Origin of the sequence: Pelagicoccus mobilis, from assembly GCF_016595505.1 — a bacterium.
GTDB classification, from domain to species: Bacteria; Verrucomicrobiota; Verrucomicrobiia; order Opitutales; family Opitutaceae; genus Pelagicoccus; species Pelagicoccus mobilis.
Map to the genome: position 1 here is coordinate 54,043 of NZ_JAENIL010000014.1, position 24,123 is coordinate 78,165.

At 51.8% G+C, this 24,123-nt stretch carries 18 protein-coding genes; 5 read left to right on the plus strand and 13 right to left on the minus strand.

Going from position 1 to position 24,123, the window contains the following annotated elements; all coding sequences use genetic code 11:
- Positions 1 to 2: 2 nt before the first annotated feature.
- A complete protein-coding gene (locus JIN87_RS09050) occupies positions 3 to 638 on the minus strand; it encodes an LON peptidase substrate-binding domain-containing protein (protein ID WP_200355230.1) in 636 nt (211 codons plus the stop codon).
- 246 nt (positions 639 to 884) lie between these two features.
- Between JIN87_RS09050 and dnaK the strand changes: the two genes are divergently transcribed.
- From dnaK to groL, 3 genes are all read left to right on the plus strand, one after another.
- The gene (gene dnaK, locus JIN87_RS09055) at positions 885 to 2,840 is read left to right on the plus strand and encodes a molecular chaperone DnaK (protein ID WP_200355231.1); all 1,956 of its coding nucleotides are present in this window, start codon (positions 885 to 887) and stop codon (positions 2,838 to 2,840) included.
- Positions 2,841 to 2,932: 92 nt separating this feature from the next.
- Complete coding sequence (locus JIN87_RS09060) at positions 2,933 to 3,241, plus strand: co-chaperone GroES (RefSeq protein WP_200355232.1); 309 nt, start codon at positions 2,933 to 2,935, stop codon at positions 3,239 to 3,241.
- Positions 3,242 to 3,294: 53 nt separating this feature from the next.
- On the plus strand, positions 3,295 to 4,944 hold the full coding sequence (gene groL / locus JIN87_RS09065) for a chaperonin GroEL (protein ID WP_200355233.1): 1,650 nt from the start codon (positions 3,295 to 3,297) through the stop codon (positions 4,942 to 4,944).
- Between the two features lie 131 nt (positions 4,945 to 5,075).
- On the opposite strand, the gene JIN87_RS09070 is transcribed toward groL, so the two are convergent.
- The 5 genes from JIN87_RS09070 to JIN87_RS09090 all read right to left on the minus strand — a co-directional run bounded on the left by JIN87_RS09070 (position 5,076) and on the right by JIN87_RS09090 (position 10,245).
- Positions 5,076 to 5,834, minus strand: a complete 759-nt coding sequence (locus JIN87_RS09070) for a TLD domain-containing protein (RefSeq protein ID WP_200355234.1) — start codon at positions 5,832 to 5,834, stop codon at positions 5,076 to 5,078.
- 250 nt (positions 5,835 to 6,084) lie between these two features.
- Positions 6,085 to 7,095: a hypothetical protein gene (locus tag JIN87_RS09075; protein WP_200355235.1), complete on the minus strand. Its 1,011-nt coding sequence runs from the start codon at positions 7,093 to 7,095 to the stop codon at positions 6,085 to 6,087.
- Positions 7,077 to 8,051, minus strand: a complete 975-nt coding sequence (locus JIN87_RS09080; protein WP_200355236.1) for a GSCFA domain-containing protein — start codon at positions 8,049 to 8,051, stop codon at positions 7,077 to 7,079. Before JIN87_RS09080 ends, JIN87_RS09075 begins: the two co-directional genes overlap by 19 nt.
- 142 nt (positions 8,052 to 8,193) lie before the next feature.
- Complete coding sequence (locus JIN87_RS09085) at positions 8,194 to 8,670, minus strand: type II secretion system protein (RefSeq protein WP_200355237.1); 477 nt, start codon at positions 8,668 to 8,670, stop codon at positions 8,194 to 8,196.
- Positions 8,671 to 8,805: 135 nt separating this feature from the next.
- Entirely contained in the window at positions 8,806 to 10,245 is a 1,440-nt protein-coding gene (locus tag JIN87_RS09090; protein ID WP_200355238.1) for a hypothetical protein, read from the minus strand.
- A 247-nt stretch (positions 10,246 to 10,492) separates the two neighbouring features.
- Between JIN87_RS09090 and JIN87_RS09095 the strand changes: the two genes are divergently transcribed.
- A complete protein-coding gene (locus JIN87_RS09095; RefSeq protein ID WP_200355239.1) occupies positions 10,493 to 11,110 on the plus strand; it encodes a fumarylacetoacetate hydrolase family protein in 618 nt (205 codons plus the stop codon).
- Between the two features lie 2 nt (positions 11,111 to 11,112).
- Here the strand turns inward: JIN87_RS09095 and JIN87_RS09100 are convergent, their stop codons facing one another.
- Entirely contained in the window at positions 11,113 to 11,889 is a 777-nt protein-coding gene (locus JIN87_RS09100; protein WP_200355240.1) for an SGNH/GDSL hydrolase family protein, read from the minus strand.
- A 64-nt stretch (positions 11,890 to 11,953) separates the two neighbouring features.
- Positions 11,954 to 13,246, minus strand: coding sequence for a vanadium-dependent haloperoxidase (locus JIN87_RS09105; RefSeq protein WP_200355241.1), 1,293 nt, complete (start codon positions 13,244 to 13,246; stop codon positions 11,954 to 11,956).
- A 164-nt stretch (positions 13,247 to 13,410) separates the two neighbouring features.
- On the opposite strand from JIN87_RS09105, the gene JIN87_RS09110 reads away from it, so the two are divergent.
- Entirely contained in the window at positions 13,411 to 14,976 is a 1,566-nt protein-coding gene (locus JIN87_RS09110) for an HTTM domain-containing protein (RefSeq protein ID WP_200355242.1), read from the plus strand.
- A 56-nt stretch (positions 14,977 to 15,032) separates the two neighbouring features.
- On the opposite strand, the gene JIN87_RS09115 is transcribed toward JIN87_RS09110, so the two are convergent.
- The 5 genes from JIN87_RS09115 to JIN87_RS09135 form a co-directional block, all read right to left on the minus strand.
- The gene (locus tag JIN87_RS09115) at positions 15,033 to 15,317 is read right to left on the minus strand and encodes a hypothetical protein (RefSeq protein WP_200355243.1); all 285 of its coding nucleotides are present in this window, start codon (positions 15,315 to 15,317) and stop codon (positions 15,033 to 15,035) included.
- 103 nt (positions 15,318 to 15,420) lie between these two features.
- Positions 15,421 to 17,550, minus strand: a complete 2,130-nt coding sequence (locus JIN87_RS09120) for a kelch repeat-containing protein (RefSeq protein WP_200355244.1) — start codon at positions 17,548 to 17,550, stop codon at positions 15,421 to 15,423.
- 62 nt (positions 17,551 to 17,612) lie between these two features.
- The gene (locus JIN87_RS09125) at positions 17,613 to 20,405 is read right to left on the minus strand and encodes an Ig-like domain-containing protein (RefSeq protein ID WP_200355245.1); all 2,793 of its coding nucleotides are present in this window, start codon (positions 20,403 to 20,405) and stop codon (positions 17,613 to 17,615) included.
- Entirely contained in the window at positions 20,402 to 21,766 is a 1,365-nt protein-coding gene (locus JIN87_RS09130) for a hypothetical protein (protein ID WP_200355246.1), read from the minus strand. The genes JIN87_RS09125 and JIN87_RS09130 overlap by 4 nt, the downstream gene beginning before the upstream one ends.
- A complete protein-coding gene (locus JIN87_RS09135) occupies positions 21,763 to 24,111 on the minus strand; it encodes a dockerin type I domain-containing protein (protein WP_200355247.1) in 2,349 nt (782 codons plus the stop codon). Before JIN87_RS09135 ends, JIN87_RS09130 begins: the two co-directional genes overlap by 4 nt.
- Positions 24,112 to 24,123: the final 12 nt, after the last annotated feature.

The window sequence follows — 24,123 nt, forward strand, 5'->3', positions numbered from 1 at the left end:
GCTTATTGGTCGGTATCTGTTACCAACATTATCTGGAGGCTGAGGTACTCGGATACGATCCTGCACCTTTTCACGAGGTCGGTAGTCTCTAGCGTTTTTTGAAGCATGGGCGAGCTCGTGCAGTAGGTTTGCATAATGAAGTGGCAGAGCATTTCTAGGTCGTCGATCGCATGGCAGGCGTGTGCCGTTTCGTCGTTGGATGGACCAAATAGCTCATGGAGTGTATCGATTTTTCCAAGTAGATCGACCACTAGCTCCGCTTCGAGTTCATCTTCCGGGCGGTTTGTAGTGGGAAGTGGGCTAACCGTTAAGAGCGGGTAGGGAAGGTCTTCGTTAACCTGATCGATGTGTACCCGTTCCGTTCCCTCTAGCATGAGTATAGAGGTGCCGTCAGGATTCTGAGAGCTCATTCGAATAAGGCCGACGGTGGCGACCTCGTGGAGTTTCAGCGTCTCTCCCGGGAAGCTCAGCTCATTCTCCTGCATCTTGTTTGCGATGGCGAAGAGGCGGTGGCCACCTAGCGAGTCGGCCAACATTTGCCGGTACTTGTCTTCAAAGATGCGCAGAGGCATTACCGTTTTGGGCAAAAGCACGACGCCCGGCAGGCTCATGGCCGGGACTTCATCTGGTAGAATCATAAGTGCCTTAGAGTAGCACGTAATTGCGGATGTTTCCTGCTTGATGTGTGATTTATCAACTTTGTCCCACATGGGCGTGCGAACTGCCCATAATTGTAAAAAAGTGAGACACGGGTGTGACATAGTGACATCGTTGTGGGGGGCAAAACGAAGGTGAATAGCATGCTTTGGATTTATAAGTGTAAGAATAGCAGTGGGTAATGGGTTCGGTGTTGTTCGTGGTACACCCTTTGCTTATGGGCCGGCATGGGACGTGTATTAGGCATAGATCTAGGAACAACAAACTCCTGCATGGCGGTTATGGACGGCGATGAGCCAGTCGTAGTACCGAATGCAGAAGGTGCTCGTACGACTCCGTCAATCGTAGCATTTAGCAAGACAGGTGAACGACTCGTCGGCCAGGCGGCAAAGCGCCAGGCGGTAACGAACCCGAAGAACACCATCTTTTCAGCCAAGCGCATGATTGGCCGCAATTTCACAGAATTGAGCGAAGAGGCAGCAAACCTCCCTTATTCTGTCGTGGGTGCGGACAACGGCGACGCTTACATCGAGTGTCAGGTTGGCGACAAGACTGAGCAGTTCGCTCCGCAGCAGATTTCATCTTTTGTTTTGGCGAAGCTCAAAGCGGACGCGGAAGCATACCTCGGTGAGACAATCACTGAAGCAGTTATTACTGTTCCTGCATACTTTAACGACAGCCAACGCCAAGCGACTAAAGACGCCGGCAAGATCGCTGGTCTGAACGTACTTCGTATCATCAACGAACCTACAGCCGCATCTCTCGCTTACGGTCTTGATAAGAAGTCAGAAGAGAAGATCTCCGTGTTCGACTTGGGTGGTGGTACATTCGACGTATCCATCCTCGAAATCGGTGACGGCGTCTTCGAAGTAAAGTCCACTAACGGTGACACCATGCTCGGTGGTGACAACTGGGACGAGCACATCATCAACTGGATGGTGGACGAATTTAAGACAGAGAATGGAATCGACCTGAAGGGCGACCCAATGGCTCTGCAGCGTCTTAAGGAAGAAGCGGAAAAGGCGAAGATCGCGCTCTCATCCGCGACTACTTACGACATCAACCTCCCGTTCATCACTGCAGACGCCTCAGGTCCGAAGCACTTGAACATTCAGATGACTCGCTCGAAGCTCGAGCAGATCACTGACGATCTCTTCTCACGCCTCAAGGTTCCATTCCAGAACTGTTTGCGTGATGCGGATATGAGCACCTCCGAAGTAGACGAGCTCGTTCTCGTTGGTGGTATGACTCGTATGCCAAAGGTTGTTGAGATCGCTGAAGAGCTCGCTGGCAAGAAGCCAAACCAAGGTGTTAACCCGGATGAAGTGGTTGCAATCGGTGCAGCGATTCAGGGTGCGGTTCTCAAGGGTGACGTTCGTGACGTTCTTCTCCTCGACGTGACTCCACTCACGCTCGGTATCGAAACTGCAGGTGGCGTATCAACTCCAATGATACCTCGCAACACTACGATCCCTGCGAAGAAGTCTCAGACTTTCTCAACTTACGCTGACAACCAGCCATCCGTTGAGATCAAGGTTCTGCAAGGTGAGCGCCAGATGGCGACTGACAACAAGGTTCTCGGTACTTTCCACCTCGATGGCATCCCGCCAGCACCACGTGGTACACCGCAGATCGAAGTTACTTTCGACATCGACGCCAACGGTATCCTCAACGTTTCCGCTAAGGACAAGGGCACTGGCAAGGACCAGAAGATCACTATCACTGGCTCTGGCGGTCTTTCCGAAGAGGAAGTCGATAAGATGACCAAGGACGCGGAACTCCACGCGGAAGAAGACAAGAAGCGTAAGGAAACGGTTGAAAACCGTAACCAGCTCGACTCTTCAATCTACCAGATGGAGAAGATGCTCGGCGAAGCAGGCGACAAGCTCCCAGCTGACAAGAAGGCTCCAATCGAAGGTGCTATCGCTGAAGGCAAGAAGGCACTTGAGTCTGACAACTCAGACGAAATCAAGGCTGCCCTCGAAAACCTCTCCAAGATCGGTGCTGAGCTCTACCAGGAAGCCGCAGCTGCCGGAGCAGCGGGTGATCCAATGGGCGGAGCAGGTGCTCCACCTCCACCGCCTCCAGGTGCGGACGCAGGTGAGCCAGCTCAGAGCGAGCCAAAGCAAGCTGACGTGGTGGATGCAGACTTCGAGGTCGTCGACGACGACAAGAAGAGCTAGTATTCGAAATTTCGGGACGTTCCAATTGGTTTTGGAGCGTCCCTTGTTATTCATTTAATCAATCACATAATCTAACAAAACGATAACTCAAAATGAGCGCATCAACATCAGTGAAAGTAAAACCCCTAGGTGATCGCGTGCTTATCAAGCACATCGAAGAAGAAGAACAAGTTCGTGGTGGTATCTATATCCCAGATTCCGCTAAGGAAAAGCCACAAGAAGCGGAAGTAATCGCTCTCGGAACTGGCTCCAAGGACGCAGAGGGAAACGCTATCGGCTTCAACGTTAAGGTTGGCGACCGCGTTCTCACTAGCAAGTACGGCGGCACAGAGGTTAAGGTTGACGGTCAAACGTACCTCCTCGTTCGCGAAGACGACATCCTCGGTATCATCGAAGCGTAAGCTCGGCGATCTTCACTCAGTAACCAATAATTAATTACACACTTTAAAATATAATGGCTAAGCAATTGCTATTCGACGAAAAGGCACGTCAGTCGGTTCTCCGCGGTGTTGAAACACTCGCTAAGGCGGTAAAGGTAACTCTCGGACCAAAGGGACGTAACGTTGTTATCGACAAGAAGTTTGGTTCTCCAAACGTCACTAAGGACGGTGTTACCGTTGCTAAGGAAATCGAACTTCCAGACCCATACGAAAACATGGGCGCGCAGATGGTTCGCGAAGTTGCTTCTAAGACTTCCGACTCTGCTGGTGACGGAACTACAACAGCAACCGTTCTCGCTGAGTCTGTTTACCGTGCAGGTCTCAAGAACGTAACTGCTGGTAGCAACCCAATCTACCTCAAGCGCGGTATCGACAAGGCTGTTGAAGCAGCTGTTTCCGAGCTCGCTAAGATCTCCAAGGCTGTTGAGTCTCGCGAAGAAGTTAAGCAAGTTGCGACTGTATCCGCAAACTGGGACGCGACAATCGGCGACATCATCGCTGACGCAATGGACAAGGTTGGCAAGGACGGAACAATCACCGTTGAAGAAGCCAAGTCCATGGAAACAACGCTCGACGTTGTTGAAGGTATGCAGTTCGACAAGGGCTACCTCTCTCCATACTTCACAACTGATGCGGAAACAATGGAAGCAGTCCTCGAAGACGCTTACATCCTCATCCACGAGAAGAAGATTTCTAACCTCAACGACCTTCTCCCGCTTCTCCAGTCTGTTGCCAAGACTGGCAAGCCATTCCTCCTCATCGCTGAGGATATCGAAGGTGAAGCGCTCGCAGCTCTCGTTGTTAACAAGATCCGCGGTACACTAAACGTTTGTGCGGTTAAGGCTCCTGGCTTCGGCGATCGCCGCAAGGCAATGCTCGAGGACATCGCAGTTCTCACTGGTGGCCGTTGCATCACTGAAGACCTCGGCATCAAGCTCGAGAACGTTCAGATCTCCGACCTCGGTTCCGCAAAGCGCGTTACAGTTGACAAGGAAAACACAGTTATCGTTGAAGGTGCTGGTTCCGCGAACGACATCCAAGGCCGCGTAAAGCTCATCCGTCGTCAGATCGAAGAAACTTCTTCCGACTACGATCGCGAAAAGCTCCAAGAGCGTCTCGCGAAGCTTGCTGGTGGTGTTGCAGTCATCAACGTTGGTGCGGCGACTGAGCCAGACATGAAGGAAAAGAAGGCTCGTGTTGAGGATGCTCTCCACGCTACACGCGCTGCGGTTGAAGAAGGCATCGTCCCAGGTGGTGGTGTTGCTCTCATCCGTGCTGCTCAAGCAATCGACGCTCTCGAGCTCGAAGGTGACGAAGCGATCGGTGCCCAAATCATCAAGACAGCGGTTGCTGGTCCAATCCGTCAGCTCTGCGCGAACGCAGGTGTTGAAGGTTCCGTCGTGGTTAAGGAAATCCTCAGCCAAGAAGGAAACGTTGGATACAACGTTGCAACTGACACTTACGAAGATCTTCTCAAGGCAGGTGTTGTTGACCCGACTAAGGTTACTCGCTCTGCACTTCAGAATGCTGCTTCTATCTCTGGTCTGCTCCTCACTACAGAGTGTATGATCACAGATCTTCCTGAAAAGGAAGCACCTGCAGCTCCAGGCGGCCACGACATGGGCGGCATGGGCGGCATGGGTGGAATGGGCGGCATGATGTAATCGCCTTTCTAATACATCCCAAGTTTAGTACTAAACGCTTTCAAGCGGTCCCGGATCCGGGGCCGCTTTTTTGTGCTTTATTTGGAGCTGCGAGATGCTTGGTGCGAGAGGGCATCTACCGACACGCACGCCTATCTCTTGGCTAAGATCGCAGCTAGGATGAGGGCGATTCCTGCAGCTAGAGACTCAAATAGGTAGTGACTGGCGTCTGGGACAGGGCTTGGTTTTGCAGGGGGATTGTATTCCTTAAAGGCGGGCAGGGCGGCCGCGGGCGTGGCGTGCGTGTCCATCAGTACTCCGTAGACTCTGATTGAGCTTATTTTGAATTTTGAGGACTGGCCAAATAGGACGGAAGAGCTGCTATTCGGTTTTGAAAAGGTGGCGTCTTTGGAGGAGCCGGATTTCAGGTCAGGATTAATGACGAGATCTCCCTCTCCAAACTGTAGTCCATAGTCCGCCGGATTTAGTCTGGTCTTTCCGGTTCGCCCGCTATCTCTCTCCCACTTTTTCTGTTTGTTGAGATCGAAAATGAATCGTCCCGGGCTCCTTTCGTAGCTGCCGAATATGGATTTCCATTTGTAGGGATTGTAGCCTCCGATGATGCGGGGGCTACGATCATAAGGCGCTTCTGCTTCTATGATTGTCACTGTTCGGCCTGCTTTATCGACCGCTTCGTGAAGCTCTTTGGCAGTGATTGTGTTATATCTTTGTGAAGAGGTGTTGTATTCGAACAGCAAGTGCAGGCCCTTCGTCTTTGAAGGGAGCCAGGATCGTACGATCGCTAATTGCTCGGATTCGCTAAGCTGCCGTGAATCGGCATTTGTGAAATCAAATGGAGAGAGTACGACAGCGATGGCGACCCACAAAATGTTTGGGAGAGTGAGGCGCATCTGACTGTGTGTTTTGTGACTTAATTATACACGATATGTTTCGTATTCAAAGTCTTATGCGTTCGGTTTAAACCTGATTTACCTAAACGTCTTGGTTTATACTGTAGCGAGTCTTAGGTAGTTTTCTTCACGCGTTAGCTTGCCTAAGTTTCGGTATAAGACTGATGGATACTTTTTAGTGGAATACCTGATCTTGGATACTGTTTCGCACTATTTTCTACTTCCCGTCTGCATTATGAATGGGATAGGATTATGTTCCGAGCAGGGATTGGAATCCCATTAAGCCAAGGGGGGAGCCGTTGAAAATGAACAGACAACGCGATTTCTCAGTGAGGCTTTGGGAGTCTTCGATCATGCTTTGGAAGTGCTTCACTGAGTAGGTTGGATCCATGAGAAGCCCATGGTTTCTGGCGATTTCTCGGCACGATTTGATCAGTGATTTGCTGATTGAACCAAATTTTGGAGACAATGCTGGGCGTCTGAACTCGATGGTGCAGCTAGGCTCTGTGCTGATTTGCGAGCCCATATTGAGCGTCTTCCTCGTTTGGGTTAGCTTCTCTTTGAATGTTGCCTCGTTGCCTGCGATCAATGTGACAACGAGGGTTCGTGATTTTGCAATTTGGGGTGCTAGAAATTCTAATCCGAGGATGAGAGCGATCGCTGTGAGTCCTGTGCCGCAATCAATGTAAATACGATCAAAGAATACGCCATTCTGTATTTCATTATCTAATACGCTTTCTGCGAGGGTAAGTCCTCCTGGTAGGGCTTCCGGAACGAAAGCTCCTTCTGGAAGCAAGAAAAAGGGCAGGCCGGATTTGGATAGATGCTTTTCTGCTATAGATGATGCGCTGTCCCATGCATCTCTTGAGATCGATATCTTTTCTTTCTCGGACAAGAGCATATCCAGCAAGAGCGAGTTGCCGCGTAAGGTCTTGTCCGCTGCCTCTCTGATAAATGCTATCGGTTGTATGTCGTTCTCTTTGAGAAGTTGGGAAAGCCCGACGAGATTGTTGGAGTTCGGTCCGCCAATCAAACCTACCACTTTTATACCTTTTTCTTTGAAATAGGGAACTAGGCTGGAGTATTTGCGGAGTTTTGAACCGGCTACGCCAGCGCTGAGCTCATCTTCGCGTTTTATCCAAATTTCGGATTCTTGTGATTTGCAGAGGACATAAGACCGTGTGCTTTTTACGAGCGAGTAATCAATCTTGGAGCTGACTGACTGGGGTAGAGTTGGTGGCTTCAGGAAAGGTTGTTCCATTTCTCAAGGAGTGGGTCGGTGTCGAGTCCTCTATTCGATAACGATTCTATTTGCTCTAAGAGTTTTCTGTGGAACTGACGATTCGCTTTTGTCTCTGGGTGTGTTGGACTATGCGCAAGGGAGTTTTGCAAGGTCCGTATCTCTTCAAACAAGGACCAATCCGATTTGGAAAGATAGGCCTTTAGGAAGTGTTCCCAGATGAATTGGACCGCTTCTGAGGAAGGGTGAGCAAGGTCGTTTGCGTAAAATCTATAATCTCTCAGCTCGTCGTTCAGAATTTCGTATGCGGGGAAGTATTCGATATTTGGTGACGATTGAGCCAAGCGGTCTGCCGCTAGTAGTAGGGAGGCTTTGCTAAGGTTGTTCTCGTGCAGACCGTCTTTGAGGTGGCGGACGGGACTGACGGTTAGGCAAACTTTCAGCTGCGGAGAGTTGGCGAGCAGGCGATTAAAGGTTGTTTTGAGCTTTGAAGCGATTTCTTGAGGCTGGAGGAGTCTCTTCTGGAAATCCTTCAAAGGGCGTTTGTGATTGTGGCCAACTACCTCCTTTGAATCTTGAATTTCATAGACCCAAGCCGACCCTAGCGAGATGATGAGCAGTTGGCTCTCGGCTAGCTTATCTCGCAATTGGGCAAGAGACTTATTTGCGTTCTCTAAACTAGTTTCGAGTGTCGTGCTAGCGAGGGAACTATGGACTAGGTTGTGCCTCCACAGTTCTAGATGCCAAAAGAATTCTCCCTCTTCAAAACGTGTTTGCTCAACTGCCCGGTCTAACAAAGCGGCTATGGCCAAAGGGTTGAAAACCGTTCCGAATGGATTGGATACGCACAAAAAAAGGTGATCGGCCAATTTTGTGCCGATCTCGTCCGCGAAACAGGACCCAAGAGTGAGCAAACCGCTCGAGTAGTCGAATTGGCTTTGCGGACGAGGGATCTCAACTTCGGTCCGAAAATTCATCGATCTTCGGGAAAGCTCGGCGTCTGAGCTTTCGTTAAGCAGGCGCTCGCATGAGAATGTTGGTTTCCCGCGAAATGGGTATTCGGATACATGCCTCTTGAATGAGGCAAACGCGCGAAACAAACAAGATAGAAGGGCGTCGCTATTCCTCTATGATGTAACTGACGTGGTCCTCGCTGACTCTGACAAAGCTGCCGGTGCTGAGGTTTCCGTCGTCGATGAGCCTATCGATAGACAAGATTGTTTCGTTGTCGACGCTGTGTCCATGGATGGAGACCGCAGCGGTAAAGCCCATTGCTTGGTAATCCCAGTCCCATTGTCCGCCTATTGCGGTGATGTCGGTCCAGGTTCCCTTTCCGAGCTGATCATCCATGCCTGTGGGGATAGTGGATGGATAACCATCGGATGGCCAAACTCCTGTGCTCAAGTTGTAGAGCGAAAATTGGTCCGCGAACTTCTTGAAGTCGCTCGCGGTACGAGAGGCGACGGAGTTCCTTTTAGACTGAGTGAAGCCGGGAATCGCGATAGATGCGAGCAGTCCGACGATAACGACTACCACCATGATCTCGACAAGGGTGAAACCATTGCGAGAGTTTGAAATGCGTCTTCCCTTTTTCATGTACCGGACGTGGATCGCTAGAAATCCGGTAAACTGAATGTAATTGCGGAGGGATACTAGGAGGAGACGGAAAATTGCTTCCGGGGTAAGTGGAATCGATACTCGAGGTTCGCCTTGAGTGAGTACTGTTCGCCTTTAGTTTTGTGATTGGACGAGCTTTGGGCGAACGAAGAGACAATCGGAGAAAGGAACAAACAGCTCGATCTTCTGCTCCGTTTCGAGGTGGTTGATCGCGCTCCCTTCGTGGTCGATATCATTCCAGTTAGTCATGTCCTGGCTGCATTCGAACGCGATCTGGTAGCCAAGAGATTGGGCAGGAATGAGCTCTGCGGATTGTGACTTCTGATGGGTGTAGAGGATTCCTTTTACATTGCCTCGAGACGTTTGAGTCATGCTTGTCCATTGAAAATCGAGAGTCGGTTCGAGGATGACTTCGCGGTTGAAGGAGGAGTTCGTGTCGAGCGTAGCTGAGATTTGTCCTTTGCCGTTTATGGACTTGGGAGTGATGCGTGTATCGTGAATTGCGAGGCCGTTTGGTAGCAATTGCTCAAGCTCAGAGGAGAAGTGAGGGAGAAGGTCAACGGTTCCCAATTCCTCCGACCAAACGATTGGGGAAGCTCCATTCGCCAAGGAGGCAGTGCCAGCGACGATGTTGTTTTCGTTGATCGCGTGGGCCTTGGTGGAGCGAAGGCTTGAATTTGAGGGTGCTGGGATGATTTTGCCTTCGAACGTATCCAGATTGAAGATGTATGCTTGTTGATCCATTTCGCCGACGAGTGTTGACGAATTATTTACATCGCGAGCCGTGATATGGGTTTTAGAGGAGAAAAACTCAGGGGCGAGATCCGCTAGTTTGGCGTTTCCAGCTTCTGGGGTGTATGCGAATGCTTGCTCTGTGTAGACACTGTGCGAACCGAGGAAATTGCGATATGTCCCGACAACCAGTCCTTTTTCGTTCACTGCGTTTGGAACGGTGTGACTGAGTCCTTCGTAGCTAGAAAGGGAGGGGATATCTGTTCGTCCGGTTTCGAAGGACCAAGTGAACGCTGTATTTCCTGCTGGTGTCTCTCCTGTGTATTCTGTCGTCGTTCCGACAGAGAGTCCTGCATTGTTGATTCCGTAGAGGTAGGTTGAACCGGCTCCCAGAGCGGATCGGCTTCCAAGATCGCTCAAGTCGGCGATGCCGTTGCTGGGATCCCAATAGAATGGGAAGGTGTCGAAACGTGAGCCAGACTCGTCGCTAATGCGGTAGGTCTTTGTGCCGACGACTTCCTGGAAGGAGTTGATCGAGGCGGCTTTTACTTTTGAAAGAGAGGCTGGGTAGTCGGATGCTGCGCTCGCGATGTGAGTGATCGCATTGTCTCTCCAGATGGCGAATGTAGTGATGCGGTTTAATAGTGTTTCGCCGCTTTCGTTGATCTCATTCCCGTGGGATGAGGTTTGATTGATTGGCGTGCCTAGTACCTCCGGTACAACAATCTGGTAGCGTATCTGGGCCTCCGCAGACGCACCGATCGCTGCGAAGCTGATCGCTGCTAGTGACTTCGTGACTGATTTGAATGTGAATTGACTCATGTTTTTCTCCTTTAGCAACGCAAGTTTAGCGGACTTGCACCTTCATTTTGCAGGTCATGTGCCAGAAAAATAGACCAGCTATAGAGGCGGTGTAACTTGTTGGAATAGAACGTCTAAGGACTCATTGAGTATTGTCGTTCATTTTCGAAATGAGTAATTCTCGCGTTAGGAATTTCGTACACTTTTCCGGAAAACTTATCACTTAAAACAATTGGAATAGGGAGGCAGGTTCTTAAAACGCTGGGGTATGAATGGCGTGGAATTCGCGGGGGAGCAGAAAAGGCCAAGCAAGCTTGTTTGCGTAGGGCGGAACTATGTGGAGCACATCGAGGAGCTCGGGAACGCCGTGCCAGAGCAGATGGTTCTCTTTGTGAAACCTAATTCGGCGATCACTTCTGAATTGCGGGCTTTTCATGGTGAAACTCTCCACTTCGAGGCGGAAATCGCATTCGGAATCTTAGAGAAGGAGATTCGCTTTGTCGGTTTCGCTCTCGATCTGACGAAGAGAGAGTTGCAGGGCCGACTAAAGAAGAATGGCCTGCCGTGGGAGCGCTGTAAGGCTTTCGATGGCTCTGCTGTATTGAGTCGCTTCGTAGAGTTGGCTGGGAGATACGACGATTTGGAGGTCGAGCTTTTAGTCAATGGCCAGACGAGACAGCAGGGAGGGGTAGACATGATGATCCACAAGCCAAGTGCTGTTCTCGACGAGGTAGCCGAGTTTATGGAACTCGAGGATTACGACATCATTCTCACGGGAACCCCTAAGGGAGTGGGGGCTGTCGAAAAGGGTGCGACCTACGAAGGGATCATTCGAGATCGCGCGTCCGGAGAGGAAATCCTCCGACAACGATGGGTCGCTAAGTGATTCTAATGTTCAACCTTTGCGATCACGGACTTCATAAGCTCTTCGAGTCCTGTGTTTAGAGCCTGGTAACCTGCTGCGTTGAGGTGGAGCGTATCTATGGAGTATTCGTCTTTGATGAACTTCCCGTCGCGTAGAATCTCGTCGCAATTGGCTGTCAGAACCTTTGGGTGGTCAAATTCGAGGAGGCGCTGATTTACGAGATCGATCGATTCGTTTACTTCGTCGGACCAGAATGGCTTGCGGAGGAATTCAATTGGGGCAGGTGGGAAGATCGTGGTAATGACTACTTGGATACCGCGATTGCTAAGGCCCTCGGCGATCTTGGTTATGTTTGAATAGGTGCTTTCAATGGCCCTTTCACGGGTGCCGGGAAGGACTGCCATCGTTTTCAAATCGTTGTCTCCCATTTGGAGGACCACGATGTCTGGATCAAGTTCGAGGACATCCGCTTGCAGTCTTCCTAGGATTTGAGGCGTCGTTTCGCCGCCAATGCCACGATTGATGATTTCTACCTCGCCCCAGTTCTTAGGAGCGTGGGGACGCCACATGCCGCACCGTGATTCACCGAACATAACGATTCTCGGCTTGGTTTTCGCTTTTTTGATAATCGTCTGGTTTTCTGTCGCGTAGCGCTGGGTGTTGATGGGAGTCATCCGCACTTCAGCTTCGCGTGCATAGAATTCGGATGCTTTGTCGAAGAGGAAGTAGTTGCCGGCTAAGGAAACAAGAAGGGCTGCGGTTGCTAGGAGGCAGGCTGTTTTGAGGAGTTTTTCAGACACCGTTGGATTTCTAAGTGTGAGCGATGAGGTAGAGCTTCAGTTCGAAGATGTTTTGTTCTGTCTACTAGTTGTCCTCCAAGGGCAAAAGCGTCCTTTCGAAGACGTAGTCGGCTATTTGCGTACCTAAGTCTCGACCAAGTAGATTTGAGTACTGGAAGTGTATCCCTCCAAATAACCGGCTATCGCAGATCTCGTCTGTACACTCTGAAAAGCTTGAAAAGCTGCGAACGACACCAGGCAAACCGCTGCTTGTGGTTGAAAAGGGGTAGGGAGATTCTTTCTCGAACAGAAGTTCCATAATACGTCCTCCAGCACCGCTAAAGGCGCCGTGTCCTGAAGTGTATTCTGGATGTGGAGGCGCTTCGAGTAGCGAATCCCATTTCGGGTCGGGCTTGGTCTCAGGATTCTCATCCTTGTCTGCGAGGCGGATGGCCTGAATCGGTCTCCAGGATTCGTAGGTGTATTTCGTATCCCAGCAGGCGATACCAGCGTCTGCCATGCTTAAGTTTATTAGGGCGAGGAGCCGCGTTGTATCCAAAAAATCTAACTGCTCTTTTCCTGCGACTTTAGTCGCGATCTCGAACCAATGCCCTGCAGGTGTAGAAGTGTAGGAAAAACAAGACCAGAATTTTGCGATTTCCGTCTGATCAGCGGTTCTTGTTTTTGAGTCTATCGCGCCGATCTCTTTCACCTCATTGTATGCTTTTGCGTACTCCTTGGAGTCGAGGGAAGGAGGAGGGGGGAGCCTGAATTGAGATGCTGAATCGATGACGAATGGTCTTGTTCCTGACCAATAGGATAATTCGGGTGGCCGGAAGTTTGGTGGGGTACGTTTCCACTTTCCTATTTCGTTTTTTGGGAAATAGGTTTGAGGCGTTGTTGAGCCGTCGTCCTCTCGGATTGAGATCATTTGCTTTGCTATTTCCTCGCCAAACTTCTTTGAGCGTATCCTCGTTTCTGGGACAAGCTTCGCGCCAATCGTTACTTCTTGCTGCACCTGTAATTCTTGAAAGTGGGCTCTTTGGCTTGGGAACAGGGTTTTGGCCGCAAAGGCGATGGCGCTGAGGCTTGCGTAACTTGAATCAATTTCACCTTCTAACTTTGGTATATCGCTGAGATAGCTTTGGTAGCGCGGTTGTCTGGCGTTGGCAGATTCGAAGGCTGAAGTGTAGATTATCGCAAGATTACGAGACGCTAAGCACGGCGAGATCGTAGAAGTCTGTATTGCGTTTGCGAGTACAGGTGTCCACGCGAAGAGGCTTTGGGTCTCGGTTTCTGCCTTTAACGGATTTGAAACGACAATTAGTAAGGCAAAGACGGATTTCGACAGTGTGTTTGAAAAGGCTGAGAATTTCATTGGGAATCCAATTGGGAAGAGTAGTGTTTCAGAATTTTGCGACCAGCTAATTCTCGGATTGCTGAACCTTTTCACAACTAGGAATGCGATGAAAGCTGCTTGCTCAAAATTGGTAGGCCGCCATTTTCGTAGCTGCTGATGATTCCCTTTGCATCCTGAACCCTATGACTGGACTCAAGTCGCCCTTCCAGCTGGACCTTAGGTCGATCGCTCTTTTTCGCATCGCGTTCGGCTGCATTCTTTTCTTCGACCTATTCAATCGAATCGGTGATGCTGAGTTGTTTTTAAGTGATGACGGGGTGCTGAGCCGGGCGGATCTTCTCGGTGTTGTAGACAGACCATGGTCATTTTCGCTTTACATGATGTTTGGCGAAACAGAGCAGGTCGCTTTGGTACTGTTCCTGCATCTTGTCGTATCTGTCCTGATCATTGTCGGGCTTTGGACGAGGCTAGCGACGATTGCTTCATGGGTACTGTTGCTCTCGCTACTTCATCGCAATCCATTCATTTTGAACGGTGGAGATACGCTCTTTTCGATCTATGCGTTTTGGCTTATGTTTTTGCCTAGCAACGCTCGATGGTCGATCGACTCTCTTCTTGATAAATCTGAGGCTCGAAATCGGTTTGGCTCTAGCGACCTGTATCTTGGACTCCCGGGCGTCGCGATCATATTGCAGACGGTGTTTGTCTATGTGTTTACCGTCATTCAAAAGAGCGGAGACCTTTGGTCTAGTGGGGAGGTCATTGACTACGTTGTCCGGAATCAGGCGTTGATTAAGGCTCCGGCGGTTTGGTTTCTGCGATTTGAAACCTCATTTGAGATCCTGACGAAGCTTACGTTTCACTGGGAGTGGTTCGGGTGTGTCTTGGCTCTCTGTCCTTTGTTCAACAATTGGACAAGGAGTGTGGCCGTTGTCGGCTACATATTGATGCACGCAGCCTTTGGCTTGGTCTTGGATATCGCAATATTTGCTCCTGTATCCATAATGAGCTGGCTCATCTTCATCCCTTCAAGTTGGTGGGGAGGGCGTTTGAAGTGGGGCGGCTTCGTTCGTGACATACGTGGTCGCCTCGAGTCCTTGGTCCCCAAGGGCGGGGCTATTATCACACCTGGCTGGCGGTCTTCTTGGATGGTCGGTGTTGCGATTAGCTTGGTTTTTGTCTGGAACGTGCGCGGGCTTGCAGACTCGCCAATTCGAAAGCACGTGCCCAAGGAGTTGGCGAACTGCATGTATCTTTTCAAGCTACGCCAAAATTGGTCAATGTTCGCGCCAAATCCACCTAAGTCATCAAGTTGGTACGCCCTGGAAGCGCAATTGGCCAATGGCGACTCCATTGATCTTTTTCATCCGAGCGAACCCTTTACGCGCCGCCGCCCTGAGGTATTTACTCAGCGAGTGCCGGACCGTCGCTGGACGAAGTATCTTTCTAACCTGAAAAAGAGCAAATATCGAAGGCTCCGGAACGATTACCTGGAGTACTTCGTCAAAGGCTGGAATGGCCAGGTTGGCCGAAACAAGAGGATCGATCGGGTGAGCCTGTTGTATTTCCGAGAACCTATTCTCCCGGGATCGGGTTATGGGAAGACAGAAGTTCGGGTATTGGAAACGGTATGGGCGGATGGAGTCGCTCAAACTGCGAGCGAGGTATTACAGAAGCCTACCGAAAACGAATCGTACGATAGCGATAGTCTCAGTGACGAAAATGATGCTGTCGTTGACGACCTTTAGATCCGTCTGTTTTTCCTCTTCTGCGACGGATTAAGGAAAGGCGCCTAACCTAAGAATTAACCGTTGTCGCCGTCCTCTCGCCGATATCTAGCCCGCCAACGGAAACGGAATGCGGTATAAACGAAAGCCCCGGCGAGAATGATTGCCAGAATCGACATCACGATAACGAAGTCGCGTGGTTGCTGTTCGTAGGTCATGACGACTGGCTCTCGGTAGCGGCTATTGCCGAAGCGGATGCTTCCGTTTAATAGACTGTGCCCTAGGAGGGCGGCGAGTCCCAGTGTTACCACGATGCCTTCCCAAGGTCGCGTTTTTGCTAGTTTTCTAACTTCTGGGTCCACTGATGGAGGGGTGTGCTTTTCGAGCCTGTCGAGCAAATCAATCCTTTGTCTCTGTTAAGGTGATTTGCCCAACAGGCTCTCGAAGCGATGAATATTCGGAAGTTTAAGGTGTGAACTCGCTGAATGCTTGAATCGTGCCTAAGCCAGCTGGAACTTCGGCTTCGAAACTAGCGGTTCCATCTACCCCGACTGTTACATCTGGATCTTCAGCTGCAGGCAGGTTGATGATCTCGCCGCTCGTCGTGATTCTAAGCGTTACGGGCGTGCCTTCAGGAATGTTTTCACTGTCTACCACTATTGTTACTGTACCGGCGGCGGTGAACACTACGTCAGGTGTCTGCAAGTTACCCGTTGATGGGACTGCCACATTTTCGCCGTCAACGGATAGAATGGTTAGAGATGGCAAATCGCCGAAATCGGGTGCAGCAATCGGAGCGGTCGCTGAGGATGGAGGAGATGCTTTAGCAGCCAATGGGCGGAAGAACGCTTCAAGTCGAATTCGACCTCCAGCTTCGTTGGTCTTACTTCTTCCGCCTCGTGCCCAGAGATTTCCAGAGCCGAGGAGTCGGTCCGCCATCAGCTTTATTGAACCACCAGAGCCATCTCCACCGTAGCTAGCTCCACCCCAGGAACGATCTCCACCATCGGCGTTGATAGTGCCGTTTACGGTGATATCTAGATCGGAGGCGATGAGGATTGCTCCTCCTCCGCCGGCTCCATGACCACCGTTAGAGTTGTCGCTGGAGGCGCCTCCGCCGCCGCCAGATCCGCCTACAAGCGGGAGGAGCAACGTATTTCCGTAGGTGCTTCGGAAGTTCCCGTCGCTGCCGTATTGTGCGGATGTGACTCCGGGGGCTCCGCCGCCAGCACCTTGTCCGGGAGTTCCGGCGTAGTTGCCCGATACGTCGAACCTAATTGCGCCAAGCCCTCCGGCTGCACCTCCTGGTCCGCCTAAGGCGTAGTTATCAGAACCGTCGTTTGCCTTGCCGTTTTCTCCGTCCAGACGCAGGAGACCGTTAATGTTCACGTTTCCGGTGGCCAACCAAACGACCGGCGTGTTCGCGGCGTTTCGTGTGAAGATAACCTCGCTGCCACTTGGAATGTCAATTGTAGTGAAATTCCAGACACCGTCGGCTTTCTCAGTCATGTCGAAGTAGTAGAACCTTCCAGACTCGTAAGTCCAATTGGGGTTGGTAAACGACCATGTGTCGTATCCTGGCAGATTCGATGTTCCGTTCCAAACGTTATCCATGACGCCTGCGACAACGATGACTTCGTCATCATCAGGGCTATAAGCTGATCCATGATTGTAGCGATCGGGGAGAGAGGTGTCGGTGGCTAGGAGGATCCATTCGTCCCCTTTGAATTCCCAGGTTTGGCCTGTATCAGAACTCCCTCCGAAAAGGATGGCCGAGTTGGTTGTGGAATTCCAAGCGATCGTGAAGCCTTGGCCGACAACCGGTTTCGAGGCTGTTGCCAGCTCTGACCACGCTCCTTCGTCGAAGCGAAACGTTTTCTGTGACCAGCTTGAGTAAAGGACGATACTATCGCTTGGAGCATCGTAGAAGGCTCTTTCGTAGCTGTAGTTGAAACTTGGATCGATTCCAGTGTTTCCTAGATCAGTCCAGGCGGTTCCATTCCATTCCCAGACATCTTTAATGACTTGGTTGGAGGCGTTGCGTCCGGCCACAACCCACATCTTCTTTGAAACTGGGTCAGTGGCGAGACTGTGCCAATATCTTGCGGGTGGCGGCGTACCATCGTCGACCTCAGTCCAGTCAGAGCCATCCCAAGCCCACATGTCGTTGAGCTTCGTTCCGTCCGCTCGGTGACCGCCAAACATGATGAGGCGGTTGCTATTGTAGTCCCAAGCCATGGCTGAATTGGAGCGCCCTGAGACGAATGTATCCGTATCCACTTTTGTCCAGCCTAGTGCTGGGTCGTCTGAAACCCAAGTCTCAGGGTAGTAGGTGGAACTCCAATATCCTCCGAATAGGACATATTGGTTATTCGTTTCGTCATAGCCGACGACGTGACCTTGTCGATTTGACGGATGAGTAGGCGTTAGCAAGGGGCCGTCAGCACCTGTCGATCCACTGTCAAAGGGCAAATCTTGACCTTGTAGGAAAGCAGTGAATACAAGTGTCAACAACCCGACGGTCGCTTTAGTCCAATTGGAACTATTGATTGAGCGACGGTGAGTTTGTTGGTTATGCCATTTGTTAGTATTCATGGGGATTCTAGATTGAAAGGGATTCTGTGAGATAGGATTTAGGTTCTTGTAAGAGATCAGGCTTATTCTGCCTCGTATGAAACTTCTTTGGAAATTGCGATTAGCGTGTCGGCGTCTATGCCCAAGGGCAGCGCGTTCAAGTAGCTCGTCAGTTTAGAGCTGACGGAGAAAAGCACGCCTTCGTTTGGAACTATGGGCAATGCGTTGAGGTAGCTCACTGGTCCGGACGCAACGGTGAATAGCTCCTCGAATGGACTGGCCTCCTGTGGGATTGCATTCAGGAATGAGGATGTGCTGCTTGCGACCAGGGATGAGGGGAGAGAGCTTGGGGTGAGTGGATTTGTTCCCTCGTTGATCTCGTCAAAGTCGGTTATTCCGTCACCGTCTGTGTCGATTTTGAATACGTCGGAACCTCCTAGAAGTTCTTGGCCATCAGTTAGTCCATCGCCATCTTCGTCGTAGTTGCCATCCCATGTTCCGTCATCGTTGGAGTCCCGATCATTGGGATCACGGTCTAGCAAAAACTCGCCGATCGCGCTTAGGTTGTCTCGATCTGCGTCTTCTTCACCATCGGGGATACCGTTGTTGTTTGAATCGGGATTGAAGGGATCGGTTCCATTTTCCAATTCCCAGAAATCAGGTAGTCCATCTCCATCGCTATCGGTGAATCCAAGGACTTGGAACGCGCTGACAAAGGGGGCTTCGATTTGGTTGCCTGCCACATCTGCCAATGGAGGCAAAATTTCTACTTGGTAGACGTCGTTTGGAAGATCCTGCAAGAAGTCCCAGTGTATCCGATTTGTTGTATCGTCAAATGACAGTTGACCAACGAGCACGATATCGTCTTCGGTGCCGAGCACTTCATCCGTGGAGGCTCTTCTGACCACGAAGGTGTTTGAGTCAATTGTAGTGGGATCCAAATTTTCACTACTGACTGCTGTTATCGCGTTTATCTTACCGACGTACGCAGCGTTTTGTGGTGTTATCGCTTTGATCCGTGGTGGAGTACGGTCTGGTACGAGCGTGATCTCGACAGTCTCCGATGTGGTCATGTTACCCCCGGTATCGGTTGCGACCGCATGGATCGTAAAAGAATCAGCTCCGCTGGAAAGAAGCGGGGCCTGCAATCTGAATCCGAATGGGAAGTTCCCGTCTGTGCCCGAGATCTCGTCGTTTACATAAAACTGTACATTTCGAACCTGAACGTCGTCGGTAACATCCGCGAAGATATCGATCAGCTTGCCTTCTTCGAATTCGAGGCGACCTCCCTCTTCCTCGTTTTCCGTGGCGTTGGTTTCGATCGAAATTTCAGGCGCGACGCCGAATCGATCGAACGCGAGGTAGTTTACGACTTGCAAGCCTTGACTGCTGTCCGCCACGTAGCCGCGTCCATTATATATGGTTACGCTAGCAGCGAGACCGAGAGTTTCGTATGTCGTATCGAAATCGAGGCCTAATCCATCTGCACCCAATTGATACAACGAGACGTGGTGTGGTCCATCGTTCGTACTGTTTTGGGATACTGCGGCGAGCCCCTGCCCATTGCCGTTTAGAGCAATCTGTTTCCATCCCTGTTGGGCGGTGGAGTGCCGAGTCGCCAACGTAGGATTACTCGGATCGGAAATATCGAAGACATTTAATCCACTGGTAAAGGTGGTATAGAGAAGATCGTCTCCGATAGCGATTCGCAATGGACGCTGACCAGCTCCAACTCCTCCGGAGGCGGCTACATTGCGGATAAACTCAAGGCCGCCGTCTTCGATGTGAAAGACGCTCAAAGTCCCAGCTCGAAGAGCGTATAGGTAGTCACCTTTTACTGCTAAACTCCAGATGCGGCCACTTAGCCCTTGGTAGCGAGAGATCTCCACTCCAGAAATCAAGTCGACGGCTGCGATCAAGCCGTTTGCGCCTCCCGCAAAAGCGATCGTGCCGTAGGTCGTTACCGCGTAAATCGCCTGGTTGAGGTTCACCGTGTGCGATATTCTCGCTTCGGGTGGATCGGATATGTCAATTATTGTCAGGCCTGATCCACTGTCTGCTACTGCAGCATAAGTTCCAAAACTTGCCACTTGATAGGCGTCTCCAGGTGTATCGATTTGCCCGATACGCGTTGGACTGCGGCTTGCTTCTATATTGAAAATCGAAATCCCCTCGGTGCGGCCTGCCACGATTGCGATATTGTTGGTTGCGATAACATCGAATGCGGTTCCAGGTACGGGAGCCGTTGCAATGACGCCAGTCTGTACCACGGCGCCTTCGAGAGGATCCGTTCCTTGCTGGATTTCCGCTGCGTCGTTTACCTCGTCGTCATCGCTATCCGGATCGTTCTCAAAGGTTCCGACGACGAACTCTCGAATGTCGCTGAGACCGTCTCCGTCGCTGTCGGGATCCACAAGATCGAAGAAGCCCATGGCGGGGATTTCGAAGGTTTCACCTGCGCGCGGCGTCGTGAAGTTCGTGCTGCCAAACATCAACGAGTCAGCGTAGAGCGCGGACATGAAGTAATGGGTTTCGGGGGCGAGGATGACTCGCGAAATGCCTTCGTAGCCCATCTGGCCACGAGCGATGACGTTGCGTTCCATGGTCCAGCCGTCGCCGGTTGCTTCCTCTTCGGTCGGTGCCCGAAAGATGACGTAGTGAAAGGTGCCTCCGCCTGAGACGTCTTGGCGGGCGATAACAGTACGGACACTCTGGCGTCTCTCCTCGACAGGATCGACCTCGTCCTCTTGGGCAAGGGTAGAGCTAGGGGCGCACATGAGGGCAACGGCGATGCCAAGGACATTCGTGGCCCGCAAGAAATGGCTCCTTGTGTGCGGAATGGAGCAGGGGATCGAGCGTTGGATTAGGGGCTTCATTGGCGTTTCACGAAAAGGCGGTAGGCGATGAGGGCGAGTAGCAGCAACCCTCCGAAAATCCAGAACCAGGGTGTTTCATTGCTGACTATGGCTTCGACGTCAGTGGGTAGTTCTTCGCTTGGGTTGCTGTTGTTTGAGTCCCAGACTGCTAGCATTTCGTCTGGATCGGGGAGCTCAGACTCGCCGGAACTGGCGACAAGCCCGACTGTTTCCGCTGGGCTTTCCATGATGTTGGCTTCAGCGAGAAGGGGACGGAGGAAGGGCTCCTCGAAGTATTCGCGGCGTTGCAAGAAGGTGTCAGCGAGACCGTGGACATAGAAGTTCGAAAGGAGAAAACCGTCATCGGGATCTCGATACACGCTTGAATATCGTAAGGGTGATCCTGATACGGCAAGGTCGGTAGGAGTGTGGTAGATGAGGTAAAGCGGATCGGCATCCATGACGAAGACGATCCGTGCTCCCAGCTGAAGCATGTCAGAACGAAAGGCTTCATAAGCCTCGGTGCCTTGCTCAACGGCCCAGTCCGCATAGCGACTTTGACTGAAGTCGGTGAAAAGTGCGGCGTAATCCTCTGCCGTACCGTTCGCTAGAGCTGACATCGCTTGAGTGTAAGTATCCACTACTGGGATGCCGGTTTCTCCACCAGGATTATAGGCGTCGACATCGAGCGTTTGCCCGTTGAAGAGAAAGCGCACTGGCTCTTCTTCGGTGGCGGGGAGCACATAGTCGTACTCGAATTCATCCGGATCCCTCGTATCGGGCCCATTTGCCTGGTCAATTTGGAAGGCGTAGGTAAGCAGAGACGAGAACGGTTCGCTGATGGCGCCTTCGTACTGGATGGGCGAATCCTCGCTCGTGTCCTGACGCATGAAACGGAATGAACGGTAGAAGCGCTCGCCGTTTTCCATGGGAAGCGACCAGAGAAGCAGGCGTTCACGGCCCAAGTGGATCGTTCGCTCGAGGCGAACCGCTTCCGGAACGGAAGAGAACATCTCGCTGAACGCTTCCAGAAGCTGACGGCTTTCCTCGCGGGTTGCTCCCGGGTGGTCGGCGGTGAGAGCGAGAGCGTTGTCGATATCTCCGCTGACCAAGGAGAGGGCGAATTCGCTCATGGTGGCGTTTTCAGCATTCTCGCCAGGATCGTAGTCAACCAGTGGGGTTTCGAGCCGCTCGAAGGAGAACTCCACCAATAGATCCGTTGGCATCGTAGTCCGGTCGACGCGCATAGGAGTGCGCCATCGCTCGGTTTCAAGCTCTTGGGCAGCCAAGGGGGACGAAAGAGTCGCTCCAGCAACCAGGAGCTTCAGTAAGGCCGCAACGAGGGCCCGTGCCGGGAAGCACGCTGTGAAATATCGAATCATGGCCAGATCTGGTATTTGTAAGCGACCGTTATTCCGAAAGCGCTGATGTCCGCTACGAACTCGATTTTATCCAAGCCAATGTTGCCGGTTACACCCTTGCACGAGTCCACATTGGTAAAGCCTTTGAAGTTAGCGAATACCGCTGCGGGGCGGACCGTGAAATCAAAGTCGTCGCAGTAAGCAAAGCGGCCGTAGCCGACACAGTATTCGGCGGTCGCTTCAACCAAGGCTTCCAAGCCGATGTTTAGGTTCACGGCGAACTCGAAGAAGGCGCAGTTGACGCCCTTACACTCGTTGCGTTCGACGCCGTAGGAGCCGCTTATGCTCGGGCTTGCGTTGATGTTGACACCTGCATCGAGCAGGAATTCGCCGATGAGGACCTTGAAATCCACTTCGAAATGGATGAGAGGCGGTCCCCAGATCTTTGCCCGAAGGACAGCAGATAGCTGGGCCTTCGTTTCGGCCTTCATGCGACCGTTGGAGATGGGCTGGGCCTTCGGGTCAGGGCAGCAATCCTGCATCTCCCCTGTGGTCTGGCCAATCGTGACCTGTACCTCCGCACGTACGCGAGGGATGCGGTTGAGGGCCTTCTCAAATTTCTTGATCATGCCCGAAGGCACGGGGATGGCTGGGCCGTCGACGGCTATAATCCCTCCCTCTTCACAGTCCTCACAATCTTCTTCGCTGTCTTCACAGTCTGTATCGGTATCGGTATCCGTTTCAGTGTCAGTATCGGTATCCGTGTCTGTATCGGTGTCAGTGTCAGTATCGGAATCGACATCCAGATCCTCGAAGTCGTCGCCGTCATCGTTTCCGTCGTCGCCGCCTGGGAGGTCTTCAAGGTCGTCTCCATCATCATCGCCGTCTCCGTCGCCGCCACCTCCGCCGCCGGAGCTACCTGGGCGTTGGCCGTGCCAGCCTGGTTGGCGGACGCCTACGCCTGGTTCGGTTTCAAGGAACATTCCGTCGTCGCTGACACGCATGGGGCCAGCGATTTCCCATTCGCCAACATCGTGGTCAAAACTCCAGAGAGCGCTTCTTTCGCCTGGGGCTAGCTTTTCGCCTGTCTCGGGATCGGGGGTGTTGGGCAATTTGATGGGCACCGGTACGTCAAAGTTCGTGGCGCCGTCTGTTTGGATGGTGATCACCAAGGGGAGATCGAGTCCGGGAGGAAGTTCTTCGGGGAGGCGGTCGGGATCCACGGGAGCGATGCCGACTCGGCCGCCTCTCGTGCCATCGTTTGCGAAGAGGGCGTTTGCAGGGACGAGCAATTCGGTTCCGGCCAACTCGGGGTTTTCTGAAATCAGATCGTTTGAAAACTCTACCTTTGTCTCCTCTGTGCTACTAACCGTAATTAGGGCCGCAGGCTGAATGTACGGCAGGTAGATGATGCCTTCTCCGCCGCCAGCGGGGTTGTCATCTACGCCTGCAACGGCCTCCCAGGCCTTGCCGATAAACGGATAGTAGCCTTCGTTCGGAAAGCCGCCAGTGACGGGTCTTCCGTCGACGTTTACGAAGAAACGGCCAGCAGGCACTGGAGTGAGTTCGAATTCTCCAGATGCGTTTGTGGTTGTCCGTGTGTTTTCCTCATCACCGACGACTTCGATGACGACTCCTTGGAGCGGTATGTCATTGCCTTCGGAGTCTTTCTCGGAAGCGAACACAGTGCCTACGATTCCGGTATTGACCACGGGGGCGTAGCTCAGCGTTTCAAAGTCTGAGCGGGCGATTTCATTGATCTCGCCGTTTCCGTTTACCGAAATGGGACGCCCTAGGAAATCTTTAATGCCTTCTCCGTCGAATGTCACTCGGACACGCGCCCCGCTGGGCAGGTAGTCCAAGTAGAACAGGGTAGCCTTCATTCGGTCGCTTGATAGCTCGACGCGTGTCAGAAGCCGCTCGCCAGCGAACGTGGCGAAGAAGTTGTCGTTGGTTACGACTGAATCCTCGGAGAGGGGCATCGAAAATCGCACCACGGTTTCTCGAGTTGGCGACACATCGAATTCTCCGTTGGCTGGAGAGAATTGAAGGATCTTCGCCAAATCGATCCCTCCGGTGGGTTCCTGTTCGAGGATGAGGTTTACCAAGTCCTCGACGTCTGTCTGTGTGAGCAGACCATCGGCATTTACGTCCGCGAAAGGAGTCGATTCGGAGGGGAGGAACTCGATCCCTTGCAAATGGCGAACCATGAGAGCGACATCCTGCACGTTGGCCACATTGTCAGCATTCAGATCTCCAAGAACTGGTTCCTCGGCTTGTAGTTGGAAGGTTGTTACGTAAGCGAAAATCGTGGCGATCAAGTATCTATACGAGATCGCCATTCGTAGTGCTGAAGGGAGATTCATTGTGCGAGTAGG